General features: G+C 68.2%; 14 protein-coding genes. 11 read left to right on the forward strand and 3 right to left on the reverse strand.

What is annotated here, in order from left to right; all coding sequences use genetic code 11:
* The first annotated feature begins 262 nt into the window (after positions 1-262).
* The 9 genes from KBW98_RS10345 (at position 263) to KBW98_RS10385 (ending at position 8,054) form a co-directional block, all read left to right on the forward strand.
* The gene (locus tag KBW98_RS10345) at positions 263-1,681 is read left to right on the forward strand and encodes an SLC13 family permease (RefSeq protein ID WP_211520052.1); all 1,419 of its coding nucleotides are present in this window, start codon (positions 263-265) and stop codon (positions 1,679-1,681) included.
* A 30-nt stretch (positions 1,682-1,711) separates the two neighbouring features.
* Entirely contained in the window at positions 1,712-3,379 is a 1,668-nt protein-coding gene (mdcA, locus tag KBW98_RS10350; protein ID WP_211520053.1) for a malonate decarboxylase subunit alpha, read from the forward strand.
* A gap of 9 nt (positions 3,380-3,388) precedes the next feature.
* On the forward strand, positions 3,389-3,703 hold the full coding sequence (gene mdcC / locus KBW98_RS10355) for a malonate decarboxylase acyl carrier protein (RefSeq protein WP_211520054.1): 315 nt from the start codon (positions 3,389-3,391) through the stop codon (positions 3,701-3,703).
* Positions 3,700-4,608 (forward strand): biotin-independent malonate decarboxylase subunit beta, encoded by a 909-nt coding sequence (locus KBW98_RS10360; RefSeq protein WP_211520055.1) that lies wholly within the window; start codon positions 3,700-3,702, stop codon positions 4,606-4,608. The genes mdcC and KBW98_RS10360 overlap by 4 nt, the downstream gene beginning before the upstream one ends.
* The gene (locus KBW98_RS10365) at positions 4,608-5,324 is read left to right on the forward strand and encodes a biotin-independent malonate decarboxylase subunit gamma (RefSeq protein ID WP_211520056.1); all 717 of its coding nucleotides are present in this window, start codon (positions 4,608-4,610) and stop codon (positions 5,322-5,324) included. Before KBW98_RS10360 ends, KBW98_RS10365 begins: the two co-directional genes overlap by 1 nt.
* Positions 5,308-5,997 carry a malonate decarboxylase holo-[acyl-carrier-protein] synthase gene (mdcG, locus tag KBW98_RS10370; RefSeq protein ID WP_211520057.1) on the forward strand — a complete coding sequence of 230 codons (690 nt, stop codon included), beginning with the start codon at positions 5,308-5,310 and terminating at the stop codon, positions 5,995-5,997. The genes KBW98_RS10365 and mdcG overlap by 17 nt, the downstream gene beginning before the upstream one ends.
* Positions 5,985-6,869, forward strand: a complete 885-nt coding sequence (mdcB, locus tag KBW98_RS10375; protein ID WP_211520058.1) for a triphosphoribosyl-dephospho-CoA synthase MdcB — start codon at positions 5,985-5,987, stop codon at positions 6,867-6,869. The genes mdcG and mdcB overlap by 13 nt, the downstream gene beginning before the upstream one ends.
* Position 6,870: 1 nt before the next feature.
* Positions 6,871-7,788, forward strand: coding sequence for an ACP S-malonyltransferase (locus tag KBW98_RS10380; RefSeq protein WP_211520059.1), 918 nt, complete (start codon positions 6,871-6,873; stop codon positions 7,786-7,788).
* A 125-nt stretch (positions 7,789-7,913) separates the two neighbouring features.
* Complete coding sequence (locus KBW98_RS10385) at positions 7,914-8,054, forward strand: hypothetical protein (protein ID WP_211520060.1); 141 nt, start codon at positions 7,914-7,916, stop codon at positions 8,052-8,054.
* Positions 8,055-8,225: 171 nt separating this feature from the next.
* On the opposite strand, the gene KBW98_RS10390 is transcribed toward KBW98_RS10385, so the two are convergent.
* Positions 8,226-9,371, reverse strand: a complete 1,146-nt coding sequence (locus KBW98_RS10390) for a GNAT family N-acetyltransferase (RefSeq protein ID WP_211520061.1) — start codon at positions 9,369-9,371, stop codon at positions 8,226-8,228.
* A gap of 102 nt (positions 9,372-9,473) precedes the next feature.
* On the opposite strand from KBW98_RS10390, the gene KBW98_RS10395 reads away from it, so the two are divergent.
* Both KBW98_RS10395 and KBW98_RS10400 read left to right on the forward strand, forming a co-directional pair.
* Entirely contained in the window at positions 9,474-11,522 is a 2,049-nt protein-coding gene (locus KBW98_RS10395) for an NAD(+) synthase (protein ID WP_211520062.1), read from the forward strand.
* Positions 11,523-11,546: 24 nt separating this feature from the next.
* A complete protein-coding gene (locus tag KBW98_RS10400; protein WP_211520063.1) occupies positions 11,547-11,885 on the forward strand; it encodes a P-II family nitrogen regulator in 339 nt (112 codons plus the stop codon).
* Positions 11,886-11,985: 100 nt separating this feature from the next.
* On the opposite strand, the gene KBW98_RS10405 is transcribed toward KBW98_RS10400, so the two are convergent.
* Both KBW98_RS10405 and KBW98_RS10410 read right to left on the reverse strand, forming a co-directional pair.
* A complete protein-coding gene (locus KBW98_RS10405; protein ID WP_211520064.1) occupies positions 11,986-12,591 on the reverse strand; it encodes a trimeric intracellular cation channel family protein in 606 nt (201 codons plus the stop codon).
* A gap of 62 nt (positions 12,592-12,653) precedes the next feature.
* Entirely contained in the window at positions 12,654-14,813 is a 2,160-nt protein-coding gene (locus KBW98_RS10410; protein WP_211520065.1) for a GAF domain-containing protein, read from the reverse strand.
* Between the last annotated feature and the right edge of the window lie 143 nt (positions 14,814-14,956).

Raw genomic sequence — 14,956 nt, forward strand, 5'->3', positions numbered from 1 at the left:
GGGGGGGGCCGGAGGCTAAACCCCGGGTCGGGTGGAGGCCAGCGCCGCCCACCCTACGAGTACGGCCAACGAGGCGATGAGCGCACCAACCATTTCGCTGACAGTAAACATCCCACGCCCCGCGTAATTGATCTCCTCCGGTTTCGCGGCTACCTTATAAAAACAACAAAAAAGAGCATGCCCTCCACTGCGAGAGGCATATATCCGGAGACGTTTCACCCCGGCCCGGCCAATCCGGCGCCACTTGCGAAGGAGCACCCCCGTGTCCTCTCACATGATTTCCATCTACGTGCTGGCCCTGATGTTCATCGTCGCCACCGTCCTGCCCATCAACATGGGCGTCCTCGCCTTCGTCGGCGCCTTCCTGGTCGGCACCCTGGCCGCCGGCATGACGGCCAAGGGCATCATGGCCGGCTTCCCGGCCGAACTCTTCCTGACCCTGGTCGGGATCACCTTCCTGTTCGCGCAAGCCCAGAACAACGGCACCATCGACTGGCTGGTGCGCCTCGCCGTGCGCGCGGTCGGCGGCAGGATCGCCGCGATACCCTGGGTGATGTTCGCCATCACGGCGATGCTGACCGCCATGGGCGCGGTCAGCCCGGCGGCGGTGGCGATCATCGCGCCGATCGCCCTCGGCTTCGCCGTCAAGCACAACATCAGCCCGTTGATGATGGGCCTGATGGTGATCCACGGCGCCCAGGGCGGCGGCTTCTCGCCGATCAGCATCTATGGCGGCATCACCAACAAGATCGTCCAGAAGGCCGGCCTGCCGATCTCGGAGATGACCACCGCGCTGGTCAGCCTGGGCGTCAATTTCGGCGTGTGCGTGCTGCTGTTCTGCATGATGGGCGGCCTGCGCCTGATGCGTGAAGGACGCCCCGCCGCCCGCGGCGGCGCGATGCCCGCGATGCCCTTCGGCGCCCAGGTGGCGGTGGCCGCGCAGGGCCCGCAGATCTACGGCGACGCCGAATCCGAGGCCTCCAGCGAAGACAAGCTGACCCGCCAGCGCTCGGCCGACTCGCTCGCCTCTGTCGGCGCCGGCGGCGGCTCCGGCGCGGCCGCCCTGGCCAAGGCCGAAGACCATGCAGGCCCGACCTTCCAGCAACTGGCCACCGTGGCCGGCCTGCTGGCGCTGGGCGTGCTGACCCTGATGTACAAGCTGGACATCGGCTTCGTCGCCGTCTGCATCGGCCTGGTGCTGTCGCTGATGGCGCCGCAGGTGCAGAAGCGCGCCATCGGCCAGGTGTCCTGGCCCGAGATCATGCTGATCGTCGGCGTCAGCACCTATGTGGGCGTGATGCAGAAGATGGGCACCATCGACTTCGTCGGCACCAGCGTGGCCAGCCTGACCTCGCCGCTGGTGGTGGCGCTGCTCCTGCTCTTCGTGGGCGCCATCGTGTCCGCCTTCGCCTCGTCGACGGCGGTGCTGGGCTCCCTGATTCCGCTGGCCGTGCCTTTCCTGCAGAGCGGCACCGGTGTCGATCCGATCGGCTTCATCGCCGCGATGGCGGTGGCTTCCACCATCGTCGACGTCAGCCCCTTCTCCACCAACGGGGCCCTGGTGCTGGCCAGCGCCCAGGGCGTCGACCGCGACGCCTTCCTGCGCCAGCTCATGATCTACGGCGGGGCGGTGACGGTGATCGCGCCGGTCGTGGTGTGGCTGCTGTTCGTCGTGCTGTAATGACGCAGGCTTCAATTTTCGGGAAACGCCATGGATGACGCACAACGCCGCTGGGATACACGGCAAACCAACCGCAACGCCCGCCTGGAACGGGCCAGGGCGGCCCTGGGCACCGACCTGCAGGGCAAGATCGTGGGCGCCAGGCGCATCGTCGACCTGCTGCACGCCGTGCTCGAATGCGGCGACCGGGTCTGCCTGGAAGGGAACAACCAGAAGCAGGCCGACTTCCTCGGCAAGGCGCTGACGAAAGTCGACCCGGCCCGCATCAACAACCTGCACATGCTGCTGTCGGTGCTGTCGCTGCCGGAGCACCTGGACGTGTTCGAGAGGGGCATCGGCTCGCGCCTGGACTTCTCCTTCTCCGGGCCGCAGGCCGGCCGCCTGGCCAAGCTGGCCCAGGCGGGCAAGCTGAACATCGGGGCGATCCACACCTACCTCGAGCTGTTCGGCCGCTACTTCGTCGACCTGACCCCGCGCGTGGCCCTGGTGGCGGCCGAGATGGCGGACCGCGAGGGCAACCTCTATACCGGGCCGAACACCGAGGACACGCCGGCCATCGTCGAGGCCACGGCCTTCAAGAGCGGCATCGTGATCGTCCAGGTCAACCAGGTGGTCGACAAGCTGCCGCGCGTCGACATCCCGGCCGATTGGGTCGAGTTCGTGGTGCAGTCGCCCACGCCTTACTACATCGAACCCCTGTTCACGCGCGACCCGGCGCAGATCTCCGAGATCCAGGTGCTGATGGCGATGATGGCCATCAAGGGCATCTATGCGGAATACGAGGTCGACCGCCTGAACCACGGCATCGGCTTCGACACCGCCGCCATCGAGCTGCTGCTGCCGACCTACGCGGCCGAGCTGGGGCTGAAGGGCAAGATCGCCCGCTACTGGGCCCTGAACCCGCACCCGGCATTGATTCCCGCCATCGAGGCGGGCTTCGTGGAGTCGGTGCACTCCTTCGGCTCGGAGCTCGGTATGGAGAACTACATCCGCGCCCGGCCCGACGTCTTCTTCGTGGGGCCGGACGGTTCGATGCGCAGCAACCGCGCCTTTTCGCAGGCGGCCGGGCACTACGCCTGCGACATGTTCATCGGCTCGACCCTGCAGATCGACTTGCAGGGCAATTCCTCGACCGCGACCCTGGGCCGCATCTCCGGCTTCGGCGGCGCGCCCAACATGGGCGCCGACGCGCGCGGACGGCGCCATCCGAGTGCGGCCTGGCTCAAGGCCGGCCAGCAGGCGAGGGAGGGAAGGAACACGATCCCGCGCGGCCAGAAGCTGGTGGTGCAGATGGTCGAGACCTTCCGCGAGCACATGGCCCCGGCCTTCGTGGAAAAGCTGGACGCCTGGCAACTGGCCGAGCAGACCGGCATGGCGATCCCGCCGGTGATGATCTACGGCGACGACGTGACCCACATCCTGACCGAGGAAGGCATCGCCAACCTGCTGCTGTGCCGCAGCATTGAAGAACGCGAGCAGGCGATCCGCGGCGTGGCGGGCTATACGCCGGTGGGCATGGGACGCGACAAGCGCATGGTCGAGAACCTGCGCGACCGCGGCGTGATCCGGCGCGCGGAAGACCTGGGCATCGACAAGCGCATGGCCACCCGCGACCTGCTGGCCGCCAAGAACATGAAAGGCCTGGTGCGCGCCTCCGGCGGGCTGTACGATCCACCGAAGCGCTTCAGGAACTGGTGAGGAAACGACATGGAAACACTGAACTACCGCTTCGAGCACGGCGCCCGGCCGCTGGGCACGATCCCGCAACTGGTGGGCGTGGTCAGCTCCGGCAACCTGGAAGTGCTGATCGAACCCGCCCAGCTGGGCGGCGCCTGCGAGATCGAGGTACGCACCGCGGCCGTCGGCTTCGGCGCCACCTGGCAGGCCGTGATGGCCGATTTCCATGCGCGCTGGGGCCTGGCCGACGCGCGCATCTGCATCAACGACATGGGCGCCACGCCGGCGGTGGTCAGTCTGCGCCTGGACCAGGCGGTGGAGTCGGCGACAGGAGGCCAGCCATGAGCAGCTACCTGGAACTGAGCGCGCGCCAGCGCATCCCGGCGATCTTCGACGAGGGCAGCTTCGAGGAATTCCTGCCGCCTGCGGCGCGCGTCACCAGCCCGCACCTGTCGCAGCTGAACGCCCCGGTTTCCTTCGACGACGGCGTGGTGGTCGGCAAGGGCAAGCTGGGCGGGCAGACGGTGTTCGGCGCGGCCCAAGAGGGCGGCTTCATGGGCGGCGCGGTGGGCGAAGTCCACGGCGCCAAGCTGGTGGGCATGCTGCGCCGCGCGATCGACGAGGGGGCGCACGCGGTCGTGCTGCTGCTCGAATCGGGCGGGGTGCGTCTGCACGAGGCGAACGCCGGCCTGATCGCGGTGTCGGAAGTCATGCGCGCCATCCTCGACGTGCGCGCGGCCGGCATCCCGGTCGTCAGCGTGGTGGGCGGATCGAACGGCTGCTTCGGCGGCATGGGCATCGCCGCGCGCTGCGCCAACGCCGTGATCATGTCGGAAGAAGCGCGGCTGGCCATGTCCGGCCCCGAAGTGATCGAGACCGCGAATGGGGTCGAGGAATTCGACGCCCGCGACCGCGCCCTGGTGTGGCGCACCACCGGCGGCAAGCACCGCTACCTGATGGGCGATTGCCAGGCCCTGGTACCGGACGACACGGAATCCTTCCGCAAGGCCGCGCTGGAAGCCATCGCCCAGGTGCGCGGGGGCGGCGCCGAGCTGACGCTCGAGGAACTGCTGGCCGAGCAGGACATGCTGGCGCGCCGCATCCAGGACACCGAAGGCCTGCGCGAGCCGATGGAGGTCTGGAAGCGGCTCGGCATTCCCGACCCGGCCGCCGTGCCGGTGCTGGAGGCGGACGCCTTCCTGAAGCTGGCCGCCCGCCACCGCGCCACGCAGAGCAAGGGAGAACGATAATGGACTGGCATACTCTGGCGGCCCAGCTGTTCCCGGCCGGGCACGATATCGTCGAGCGCGACAACTTCCTGTCGGGCTGCGCCCAGGTCGACGGGCAGACGGTCGACGTCATCGGCACCACCGAACACGCGCCGATCGGCATCGAGATCGCGCTGGCCCAGGCGAAAGCGGTACTGCGCACGGTGCAGTCGCACCCCGGCCGGGCGATCGTGATCCTGATCGACACGCAAGGCCAGCGCCTGCGCCACCGCGACGAGATGTTGGGCATCAACAGCTACATGGCCCACCTCGGCAAGTGCGTCGACCTGGCGCGGCGCAAGGGCCACCACGTGGTCGGCCTGGTGTACGACCAGGCCCTGTCCGGCGGCTTCATCACCAGCGGCCTGATCGCCAACGCCTGCTACGCGCTGCCGGACGCCCTGATCCGCGTGATGGGCCTGCCCGCGATGGCGCGCATCACCAAGGTGCCGGAGGAACGCCTGACCGAGCTCGCCAAGGACAATCCGGTGTTCGCGCCCGGCGCCCACAACTACCTGCGCATGGGCGGCCTGCACGCCCTGTGGGAAGGCGACCTGGCCGGCGCGCTGGCCGCCGCCCTCAAGGAAGGCGGCGGTGAGGACCGCCGCATGGAACTGGGCCGCGAGCGGGGAGGGCGCCTGCTGGCCCAGCCGGTGGCGGAGGCGGTGCGCCGGGGCGGCGATGTTCGCCCGGCATGACCTGGTCTGGCTGAGCGCACGCGGCTGGGAGCAGGTCCTGGCCGCGGTCCCGCACGCCCAGGTGGGGGCGCTCGACGCCTGGTCGCGCGCCGGCTGGCCGGCGGTGGTGCGGCGGGATGAAGTGACGCAGACGGCTGACCGGCTGGCGGTGGGCTTCGCGCTGCCGCCACGGCCTGCCGATGGACTGAAGGTGAGGGTGGCGGGCAGCGTGGCCATCGCCGATGTGGAGCGCCACGCGGCCCCGCTGCCCCTGCTGGCGGCCATGGACACCGTGCCCGAACGCTGGCGCGCGGGACTGGCGGCGCTGGAGCAGGAAGCGACCGCCCATGGCTTCGTGCTGGGCGCCTACGGCTCGGTCGCGCTGCAGGCGATCACCGGGCAGGCTTACCTGAAGGAGAGCTCGGACATCGACCTCCTGCTGCGGCCCCTGAACGAGGCGCACTTGCGCGACGGACTTGCCTTGCTCGCCCGGCATGCCGTCCTGCTGCCCCTGGACGGCGAGATTGTCTTTCCCGACGGCCGCGCGGTAGCATGGAAGGAACTGCACGCGGCCATGGACGGCACAAGCAGCGCGCTTGGTACGCGGGTGCTGGCCAAGGCCATGGACCGCATTGCGCTCGTCCGGCTCGACGAGCTGCTGGCCAGCCTGGAGGAAGCGGCATGCCCGAACTGACCATCGACCGCCTGGAGGTCCCGACCGGCCCCAGTACCGATCCGCGCTTCGCCGGCCGCATCGCGCGCCTGGCCGTGCGCAGCCTGTACGCCGAGCTGGCCCTGTACCCGAAGCCGGGCCTGGTCTCGCTGGTCGACAACGGGAGCCACGAGGACATGAACGCCGAGACTTTCCTGCGTAGCCTGTTCTCCCTGCGCCGCTATTTCCGCGACATCTGCGAGGCCGGCATGCGCGACGCGCCTTTCCAGGTGCTCAAGCGCCTCGGCATCGAGGCCGAGCAGCGCATGCTGCGGGCGACCCGCGGCGTCAACACCCACCGCGGCGCGATCTTCTGCGTCGGCCTGCTGTGCGCCGCGATTGGCCGCTGCCATGCCCAGGGTGCGGCCCTGGCGCCGGCGGCGATCCGTGGCATGCTGCTGGAGCGCTGGGGCCAGGCCTTGAGCGCCCATACGGCCGACGGCAGCGTGGCCTCGCACGGTACCCGCGCCGTACTGCGCTATGCCGCCAGCGGCGCACGGGAGGAGGCGGCGCGCGGCCTGCCTTCCGTGTTCGAGACCGGTTTGCCCGCCTTGCGCCGCACCCTGGCGGCGGGCCGCGGCATGCGCCTTGCGCGGGTCGACGCGCTGTTTTCCCTGATGGCGCAGGTCAGCGACACCAATGTCTATCATCGCGGCGGCCTCGAAGGGGCGGCCACCGTCCGGCGCCATGCGCGCGCCTTCGTGGCGCGCGGCGGCACGGCGGCGCGCGACTGGATGGCGAGGGCGCAGGACAGCCACCGCCACTTCGTCGCACGGCGCCTGTCGCCGGGCGGCGCGGCCGACCTGCTGGCGGCCGTCTGCCTGGTGCATGCCGCCAGCGGGGGCGAGGCCTAGCATGGCCGCGCGGCTCATCTTGCTGTGTCCGGGGCAGGGCGCCCAGTCGCCCGCCATGTTCGACATGGCGCGCAGCGACCCGCAGGCGAGCGCGTTGCTGGACGGCTGGCTGGCCGACGCGGGCCTCGCGGACCAGCTGCTCGGTCCCGCGCTGTTCACCAACCGCGTCGCCCAGCCGGCCATCGTGGCGGCGACCTTGGCCACCTGGACCGCGCTGGGGGAGCTGAGCCCAAGGCCCGCCCTGGTGGCCGGCTACAGCATCGGCGAACTGGCCGCGCATGCCGTGTCGGGCGCGCTCGATCCGGGCGCCGCCGTCCGGCTGGCGGGCGAGCGCGCGCGCCTGATGGACGCCTGCCGGGCCGATGGCCCGCCCCAGGCCATGGTGGCGCTGTCGGGCCTGACCGTCACCCATGCCGAGGACATCCTCCAGCCTTTCGGTTTCCATCTTGCCATCGTCACCGGCGAAGACAGTTTCGTGGCCGGCGGCCCGGCCGGGCAGCGCGAGGCGCTCGCCACCCGCGCCATCGCCTCAGGTGCGCACGCCACCATGCTGCCTGTGGAAATCGCCTCGCATACGCCGTTCATGAGCGCCGCCGTCGCGCCCTTCGAGGCCCTGCTGCGCGGCCAGGCATGGCGGACGCCGGACCTGCCGGTCCTTTCCGGGATCACCGCCGAGCAGATCGACAGGGGCGGCCTCGCCATCACGCACCTGGCGCGCCAGCTGGCGGAGCCGATCCGTTGGAAGGAATGCATGGACGCCTTCGCCGAGTTCGGCGTGACGGTGGCGCTGGAGCTGGGGCCGGGCGCGGCCCTGTCGCGCATGTTGCAGACGCGCCACCCGCATATCGCCTGCCGTTCGGTGTCGGAGTTCCGTTCCCTGGACGGCGTCCGCTCCTGGCTGAATCGCCACGCAGACTAACATTCACGAAAGCGATATCTGATATTGCCACTCGGAATTGGAAATTCCGGGTGAACGCCCGTATAACGGTAGCATCGTCGTCATAGGCGGTGCCGCCCGCCGGCAGCGCAATCAAGGAGCCGCACGTGAACAAATTCATTTTCGCAGTCAAAGCCACCCTCATGGCCGCCGCCCGCGCGCGCGCCAAGCAGATCATGCTGAAGCAGGAGCAGGTTTCCCAGCCGTGGAAAGAAGTCTACAGCTCGAACGCCGGCGGCTGGAAGTAATCGCGCCGTAGCCGCAGTCGAAACAAACGGGCCCGTCATCGTACGGGCCCGTTTTCTTTTGTGACGTAGGGTTGGCGGCTCTGCCGCCGACGCGTTCAAGCAGCCGCGTCACCCGTTCACATTTCGAGCCGCAAGCGATTGTTGAACGCGTCGGCGGCGTAGCCGCCAACCCTACCGGGCGGCAGGCCCCCGGAAAGGCGTGCGCTCGTTCAGCTCATCCAGGTAGTCGTCAACGCCGCCTGCCTCGCGCTCCAGGAAGCGCTGCACCGCATCCGCAAAGGACGGATGCGCCAGCCAGTGCGCCGACCAGGTCTTGACCGGCAAAAATCCGCGCGCCATCTTGTGCTCGCCCTGGGCGCCGCCCTCGAACACGGCGATCTTCTGCTCGATGCAGAACTCCAGCGGCTGGTAGTAGGACGCCTCGAAGTGCAGGCAGGGCACGTGCTCCAGTTCCCCCCAATAGCGTCCGTACAGTGTCGTCTCGTCATGGATCACCAGCGAGGCCGCCACCGGCTGCCCCGCGCGCTCCGCGATCACCAGCAGGATATTGTCCGGCATGGCGGCGCCGATGCGGCGGAAGAAATCCAGGTTCAGGTAGGGCGTCGAGAAATGCGCCCGGTAGGTGTTGCGGTAGCAGCGGTTGAACAGGACCCAGTCCGCATCCACGGCCTCGCGCCCGCGCACCCGGCGCAGGCTCACCCCCGCTTCACGCACCTTGCGCCGCTCGGCGCGGATATTCTTGCGCTTCTTGTGCTCGAGCGTGGCCAGGAAGTCCTCGAAGCTCGCGTAGCCACCGTTCAGCCAGTGGAACTGCACCCCGCTGCGCAGCATGAAGCCGGCCGCCTCCAGCTGGCGCGCCTGGTCTTCTGGCGGGAACAGGACGTGGGTCGAGGACACCTCGCTCGCGCCCTGGGTGGCCTTGAGCACCTCGACCAGGGCCGCGCGGGCGCGGGCGTCGCGCGCCAGCAGGCGCGGGCCGCTGACCGGCGTGAACGGGATCGCGCTCAGGAGCTTGGGGTAGTAGTCCAGTCCATGGCGCTGATACGCCTCGGCCCAGGCCCAGTCGAACACGTATTCGCCGTAGGAGTGGCCTTTGACGTACAGGGGCAGGGCGGCCGCCAGTGCATCCCCCTCGTAGAGCGCGATGTACTGGGGCTGCCAGCCGGTCTCGGGCGAGGCGCTGCCCGACTCGTGCAGGGCATGCAGGAAGGCGTAGGACAGGAAGGGCGTGGCCCCGTCCTGGGCTTGCACCAGCGCGTCCCAGGACGCCTGGCCTATCTCGGAAAGAGAAGAAACGATATGCGTGCGATAATTCAAAGTGCTTCCCAAAATGACATCGATTGACAGAAGAAGTGAGCGGCCTGCTCACCGGAGCGACTCCGGTCATCCCGCGCTCGTTGCAATGCGAAAGACTCGCCCATGAACAGTCCATTCTTCAACCTCTATTCGCACCACTTCGCCCGCGTCGCGGTGGCCATCCCGCGCTGCCGCATCGCCGATCCCGCCTACAACGTCGAGCAGACCGTCAAGCTGGCGCGCCAGGCGGCGGAGCAGGGCGCGGCCCTGGTGGCCTTCCCGGAACTGGGCCTGTCGGCCTACAGCTGCGACGACCTGTTCCACCAGCGGGCCTTGCTGGACGCCTGCCTGGACGGCCTGGCCGAGATCGTCGAGGCCTCGCGCGGCATGCCGCTGGCCCTGGTCGTCGGCTTGCCGCTGCGGGTCAACCACATGCTCTTCAATTGCGCCGCCGTGGTCGCGAACGGCCGGGTACTGGGCGTGGTGCCCAAGAGCTTCCTGCCTAATTATGGCGAGTTTTACGAATCCCGGCAGTTCACGTCCGCGGATTGCGCGGCCGTGGACCAGATCGAGCTGTTCGGCGAGATCGTGCCCTTCGGCCCCAACCAGCTGTTCGAAGTCGAGAACCTGCCGCTGCTGCGCTTCCACGTCGAGATCTGCGAGGACGTCTGGGTGCCGGTGCCGCCGTCCTCCTTCGCGGCCATGGCCGGCGCCACGGTGCTGGTCAACCTGTCGGCCTCGAACGTCGTGGTGGGAAAAAGCGGCTACCGCCACCAGCTGGTATCCCAGCAGTCGGCGCGCTGCCTGGCGGCCTACCTGTACACCTCGGCCGGGCGCGGCGAATCGACCACCGACATGGCCTGGGACGGCCAGTCGCTGATCTACGAAAAGGGCGACCTGCTGGCCGAGTCGGAACGCTTCAGCGACGACTCGCACATCATCTTCGCCGACGTCGATCTGGAGCGCCTGTCGAACGAGCGCATGCACGCCACTACCTTCGCGCAGTCGGTGCGGCGCCACGCCGGCGAGGTATCCGCTTTCCGTGTGATCCGCTTCACCCTCGACCTGCCGCTGCAGGGCGTGCTGCCCTTGAACCGCAACGTCGAGCGCTTCCCCTACGTTCCGGCCGACCGGGCGCGCCGCGACGAGCGCTGCACCGAGGTCTACAACATCCAGGTACAGGCCCTGATCCAGCGCCTGTCCTCGAGCGGCATCAAGAAGGTCGTCATCGGCGTCTCGGGCGGCCTGGACTCGACCCATGCGCTGCTGGTCTGCGCCAGGACCATGGACCGCCTGGGACTGCCGCGCACCAACATCCTGGCCTATACCATGCCGGGCTTCGCCACCAGCGAGCGCACCCTGAAGCAGGCGCGCGACCTGATGCAGGCGGTGGGGTGCAGCGCCCAGGAGATCGACATTCGCCCGAGCTGCATCCAGATGCTCAAGGACCTCGGCCACCCCTATGTGGAAGGGAAGGCGGAGTACGACATCACCTTCGAGAACGTGCAGGCCGGCGAGCGCACCAACCACCTGTTCCGCCTGGCGAACTTCCATAATGCGCTGGTGATCGGCACCGGCGACCTGTCCGAGCTGGCGCTGGGCTGGTGCACCTATGGCGTGGGCGACCACATGTCGCACTACAACGTCAACGCCAGCGTGCCCAAGACCCTGATCTCCTACCTGGTGCGCTGGGTGGCCGAGACCGGCGCCGTGGTCGACGGCGGCAAGGAGGTGCTGCTGAATATCCTGAACACCGAGATCAGCCCCGAGCTGGTTCCCGGAGGGGCCAGCGACAGCAAGCCTGCGCAGAGCACCCAGGACGTGATCGGACCCTACGAGCTGCAGGACTTCAATCTCTATTACATCCTGCGCTTCGGCTTCAAGCCGAGCAAGGTCGCCTTCCTTTCCTACTGCGCCTGGCACAAGCGCGAGCAGGGCAAGTGGCCGGACCCGGACGGCGTGCGCAACGAGTACGAGCTCGCCGCCATCAAGCGCAACCTGTCGATCTTCCTGTACCGCTTCTTCAAGACCAGCCAGTTCAAGCGCTCCTGCGTGCCGAACGGACCGAAGGTCGGCAATGGCGGCTCGCTATCGCCGCGCGGCGACTGGCGCGCCCCGTCCGACTCCGAGGCCACCGTGTGGCTGGACGACCTGGCGAACATTCCCGACTAACGAGATTTTTATAAGAGGATGACCATGAAACAGATTACCTGCGTGATCAAGCCGTTCAAGCTCGACGAGGTGCGCGAGGCGCTGGCCGAAGTGAACGTGACCGGCCTGACGGTGACGGAAGTGAAGGGCTTCGGCCGCCAGAAGGGCCATACCGAGCTGTATCGCGGCGCGGAATATGTGGTGGACTTCCTGCCGAAGGTGAAGATCGAGGTCGTGGTGGACGATGCGATGGCGGACCAGGTGGTGGACGCCATCATCAAGGCGGCGCGTACCGGCAAGATCGGCGACGGCAAGATCTTCGTGCAGAACGTGGAGCAGGTGATCCGGATTCGTACCGGCGAGACCGGCGCGGACGCGGTCTGAGCACGCAAACTTGAACCCCCGCCTTCGCGGGGGTGACGCAGCAGCGGCGCGCAATGTAGGGTTGGCGGCTCCGCCGCCGACGCGTTCAACGCACGCCTGCTTAACGCCCCATCCGCATATCGAACCGCCAGCTCAGCAACCTCAACCCGCTGATGAACAAGGCGCTCGACCACAGCGCAAAATCATGCGGCGCATCGTACTTGCGCATCAGGAGGAAGAGCCAGTTGCCCAGGAAGGCGCAGATCGCATACGGCTTCCCGTCCCGGAACACCATCGGCACCTCGTTGCACACGATATCCCGCAGCACCCCGCCGAAGATCCCCGTGATCACTCCCATCATCGAGGCGATGAAGATCGGCATGCCCGCGTCCAGCGCCGCCGACACCCCCGCGATCGAGAACAGTCCCAATCCCACCGCGTCGGCGATGACGATCAGGCGTTCCGACACGATCTGGCGCAGGGTGCGAATCAGCGGCGATGCCACCAGGGCCAGCACGAAGATCAGGATCGCGTATTCCTGGTGCGTTACCCAGAACAGGGGCCGCTTGTCGAGCAGGATGTCGCGCAGGGTGCCGCCGCCGAACGCGGTGATGAAAGCGACCGTAAACACGCCGACCAGATCCATGCGCTTGCGCCTGGCTTCGATGAAGCCCGAGAAGGCGCCGACCAGGATCGCCATGATTTCGATGAACTTGATGAGGGTCATGCAGGTGCGGGTAGCAGGGGACCTTGCTAGACTACCACGCGACTTGGCATTTCGGTAAGCCTCTAGGACGCCAGCGGCAGCCGCACCGCGAACACCACCCGCCCGTCCTCGTAACGGTAGGTGATCTCGCCCCGATGCTCCTGCACGATCTGCTGGGCGATGTGCAAGCCCAGGCCCAGGCCCGTGCGGTTGCGCGGATTGTTCAGCGAGGCATGCTTGTACGGGTTGAACAGGTTGGCCACGATGTCCGCCGGGATCGGCGCCGCATGGTTCGACACCTCCAGCACCGCCATGCCGTCCTGGCGGAACAGGCAGGCGCGGATCGGCTGCCCCGGCTCGCCATGGTGGCGCGCATTGCTCAGCAGGTTGGACAGCACCTGGCCGAGACGGCCCTTGTCGGCGTCCACCAGCGCGCTTTCATCGCACGCGAGCTCGAACACGATGGCCGGATAGGCAAGGCGCGCCTCGTCGATCAGGTCCTTCACCAGGTCGGACAGGTCGATGCGCTCGGGCGCCATGCCGAGGGCCATGCCGCGGTCGAGGCGGCTCATGTCGAGCACCTGGCCGATCATGCGCTGCATGCGGCTGGTCGAGGACTGGATGCGCTTGCCCAGGCCCTGCTGGTTGTTCCCGCGTTCCAGGACCATGCCCGCCATGTTGATCGAGTGGAGCGGGTCGCGCAGGTCGTGGCCGAGCATGGCCAGCAGCTGGGCGCGGGTGGCCTCGTGCTGGGCACGGCGCGACGCGGTCGCGCGCATCAGTTCGGCCAGGGTCAGGCGGGCGTTCGACAGCACGGCCGCTTCCCAGGGATGGGCCTTGCCGCGCACCGTCTCGTACCAGGCGTCGAAGGAGCCGCGCGGGGTCAGGCGGGTGCCCAGCGGACCGACCTGCTCGGTCTTTTCCGGACGGCCGCCCCAGGCCACCTGTTCGATTTCTTCCACGCGCAGCAGCACGCACCAGCCCTGGGACGCGGGATCATAGGGCAGGGCGAGCATGCCCACCCACTTGCCCAGGCGTGCGTGCAGCTCGGGCGGCCAATCGGCCAGCGATTCGCGCGTGACCAGGTCGTGCGGCTCCGCCGGCAGCGAGGCCACCACGGCCTCGGCCAGCCCGGGCGGCAGCGCGCCGTGGGTGACGATGCGGCCGTCCAGGCAAGCCACCATGGCTTGCGCATTCGAGGATCCGATCAGCTCCTCCGCGTGCCGCGCCAGGATATCGAGCGGGTCCTCGTCCAGCAGCAGGGCCTCGACCAAGCGGGTGCGCATGGTGGCCGCCTGCTCCACCAGCTCCGCGTCGCGGCGCGCCTCGAGGCTGTGGATGGTCGAGGCGATCACCTGGGCCAGCACGTCGGCCGCCATGCGGATCGCGTAGGGCACCAGCTTGCGCGACATGTGGTGGCAGGCGATCAGTCCCCACAGGCGGCCGTTGATGACGATCGACACGCTCATCGACGCGCCGACCCCCATGTTCTTCAGGTATTCGATGTGGACCGGCGACACGCTGCGCAGTACCGCGAAGCTCAGGTCGAGCGGTTCGGCGCCCGGTTCGCCCAGCAGCGGCACGGCGTTGTAGTCGACGTCGGCAATCATGCGCAGGGTGTTGAGCATGTACAGGCGGCGCGCCTGGGCCGGGATGTCGGATGCCGGATAGCGCTGGTGCAGGTAGGGCGTCAGGTCCTCGCGGCGCGCTTCGGCGACCACGTCGCCGCTGTCGTCGGGGCGGAAGCGGTAGGCCATCACGCGGTCGAAGCCGGTGAACTCGCGCACCTGGCGCACCGCCGCGTCCAGCAGGCCTTCGATGGATTTCTGGCGGCGCAGGCGGTCGATCGAACCGTGCGCCTTGACGGCAAACAGCACCACTTCCTCGGCCGGCGTCTCGCGCGCCTCGAACTCGGCCACGATGCGGCCGTTCGCGCAATGCACCACGCAGTCGTAGTCGGCGTCATTGATGACCAGCGAGGACACCGCCGGCGCGCTCTCGTCGTCGCGCGGCGCCATGCTCAGCGCGATCAGTTCATGCGCGGCCTCGGGTAGCGGCAGGGCGTCGAAGGCTGCGCCGAGCAGGGGTTCGATGCCGAGCAGAGCAGGCGCATTCGCGCTCCAGCCTTCCAGCGTGCCGTCGCGCCGGAAGAACAGCAGCGCTCCGTGCGGCTGGATCGAACCTGGCAGGTGGATCGGCTCGTCCGCGCAGGACTGCAGGTCGACCTGTCGCCCGTGCGCCATCTGAACTGCTTGCCTTGCCTTCAATCGAGGTCCTTTCGCGGATGGAGGGGCACGTGCAGGTGCAGATGCACGGGGTCGTGCGCATTCTACCGCTTGCGGCGCATGGCAGGCACGAATTGCAACATTGTAAATGAAATGTGTTA

The sequence above is a fragment of the Massilia sp. ST3 genome (assembly GCF_018119405.1).
In the GTDB taxonomy this organism is placed as follows: domain Bacteria; phylum Pseudomonadota; class Gammaproteobacteria; order Burkholderiales; family Burkholderiaceae_D; genus Telluria.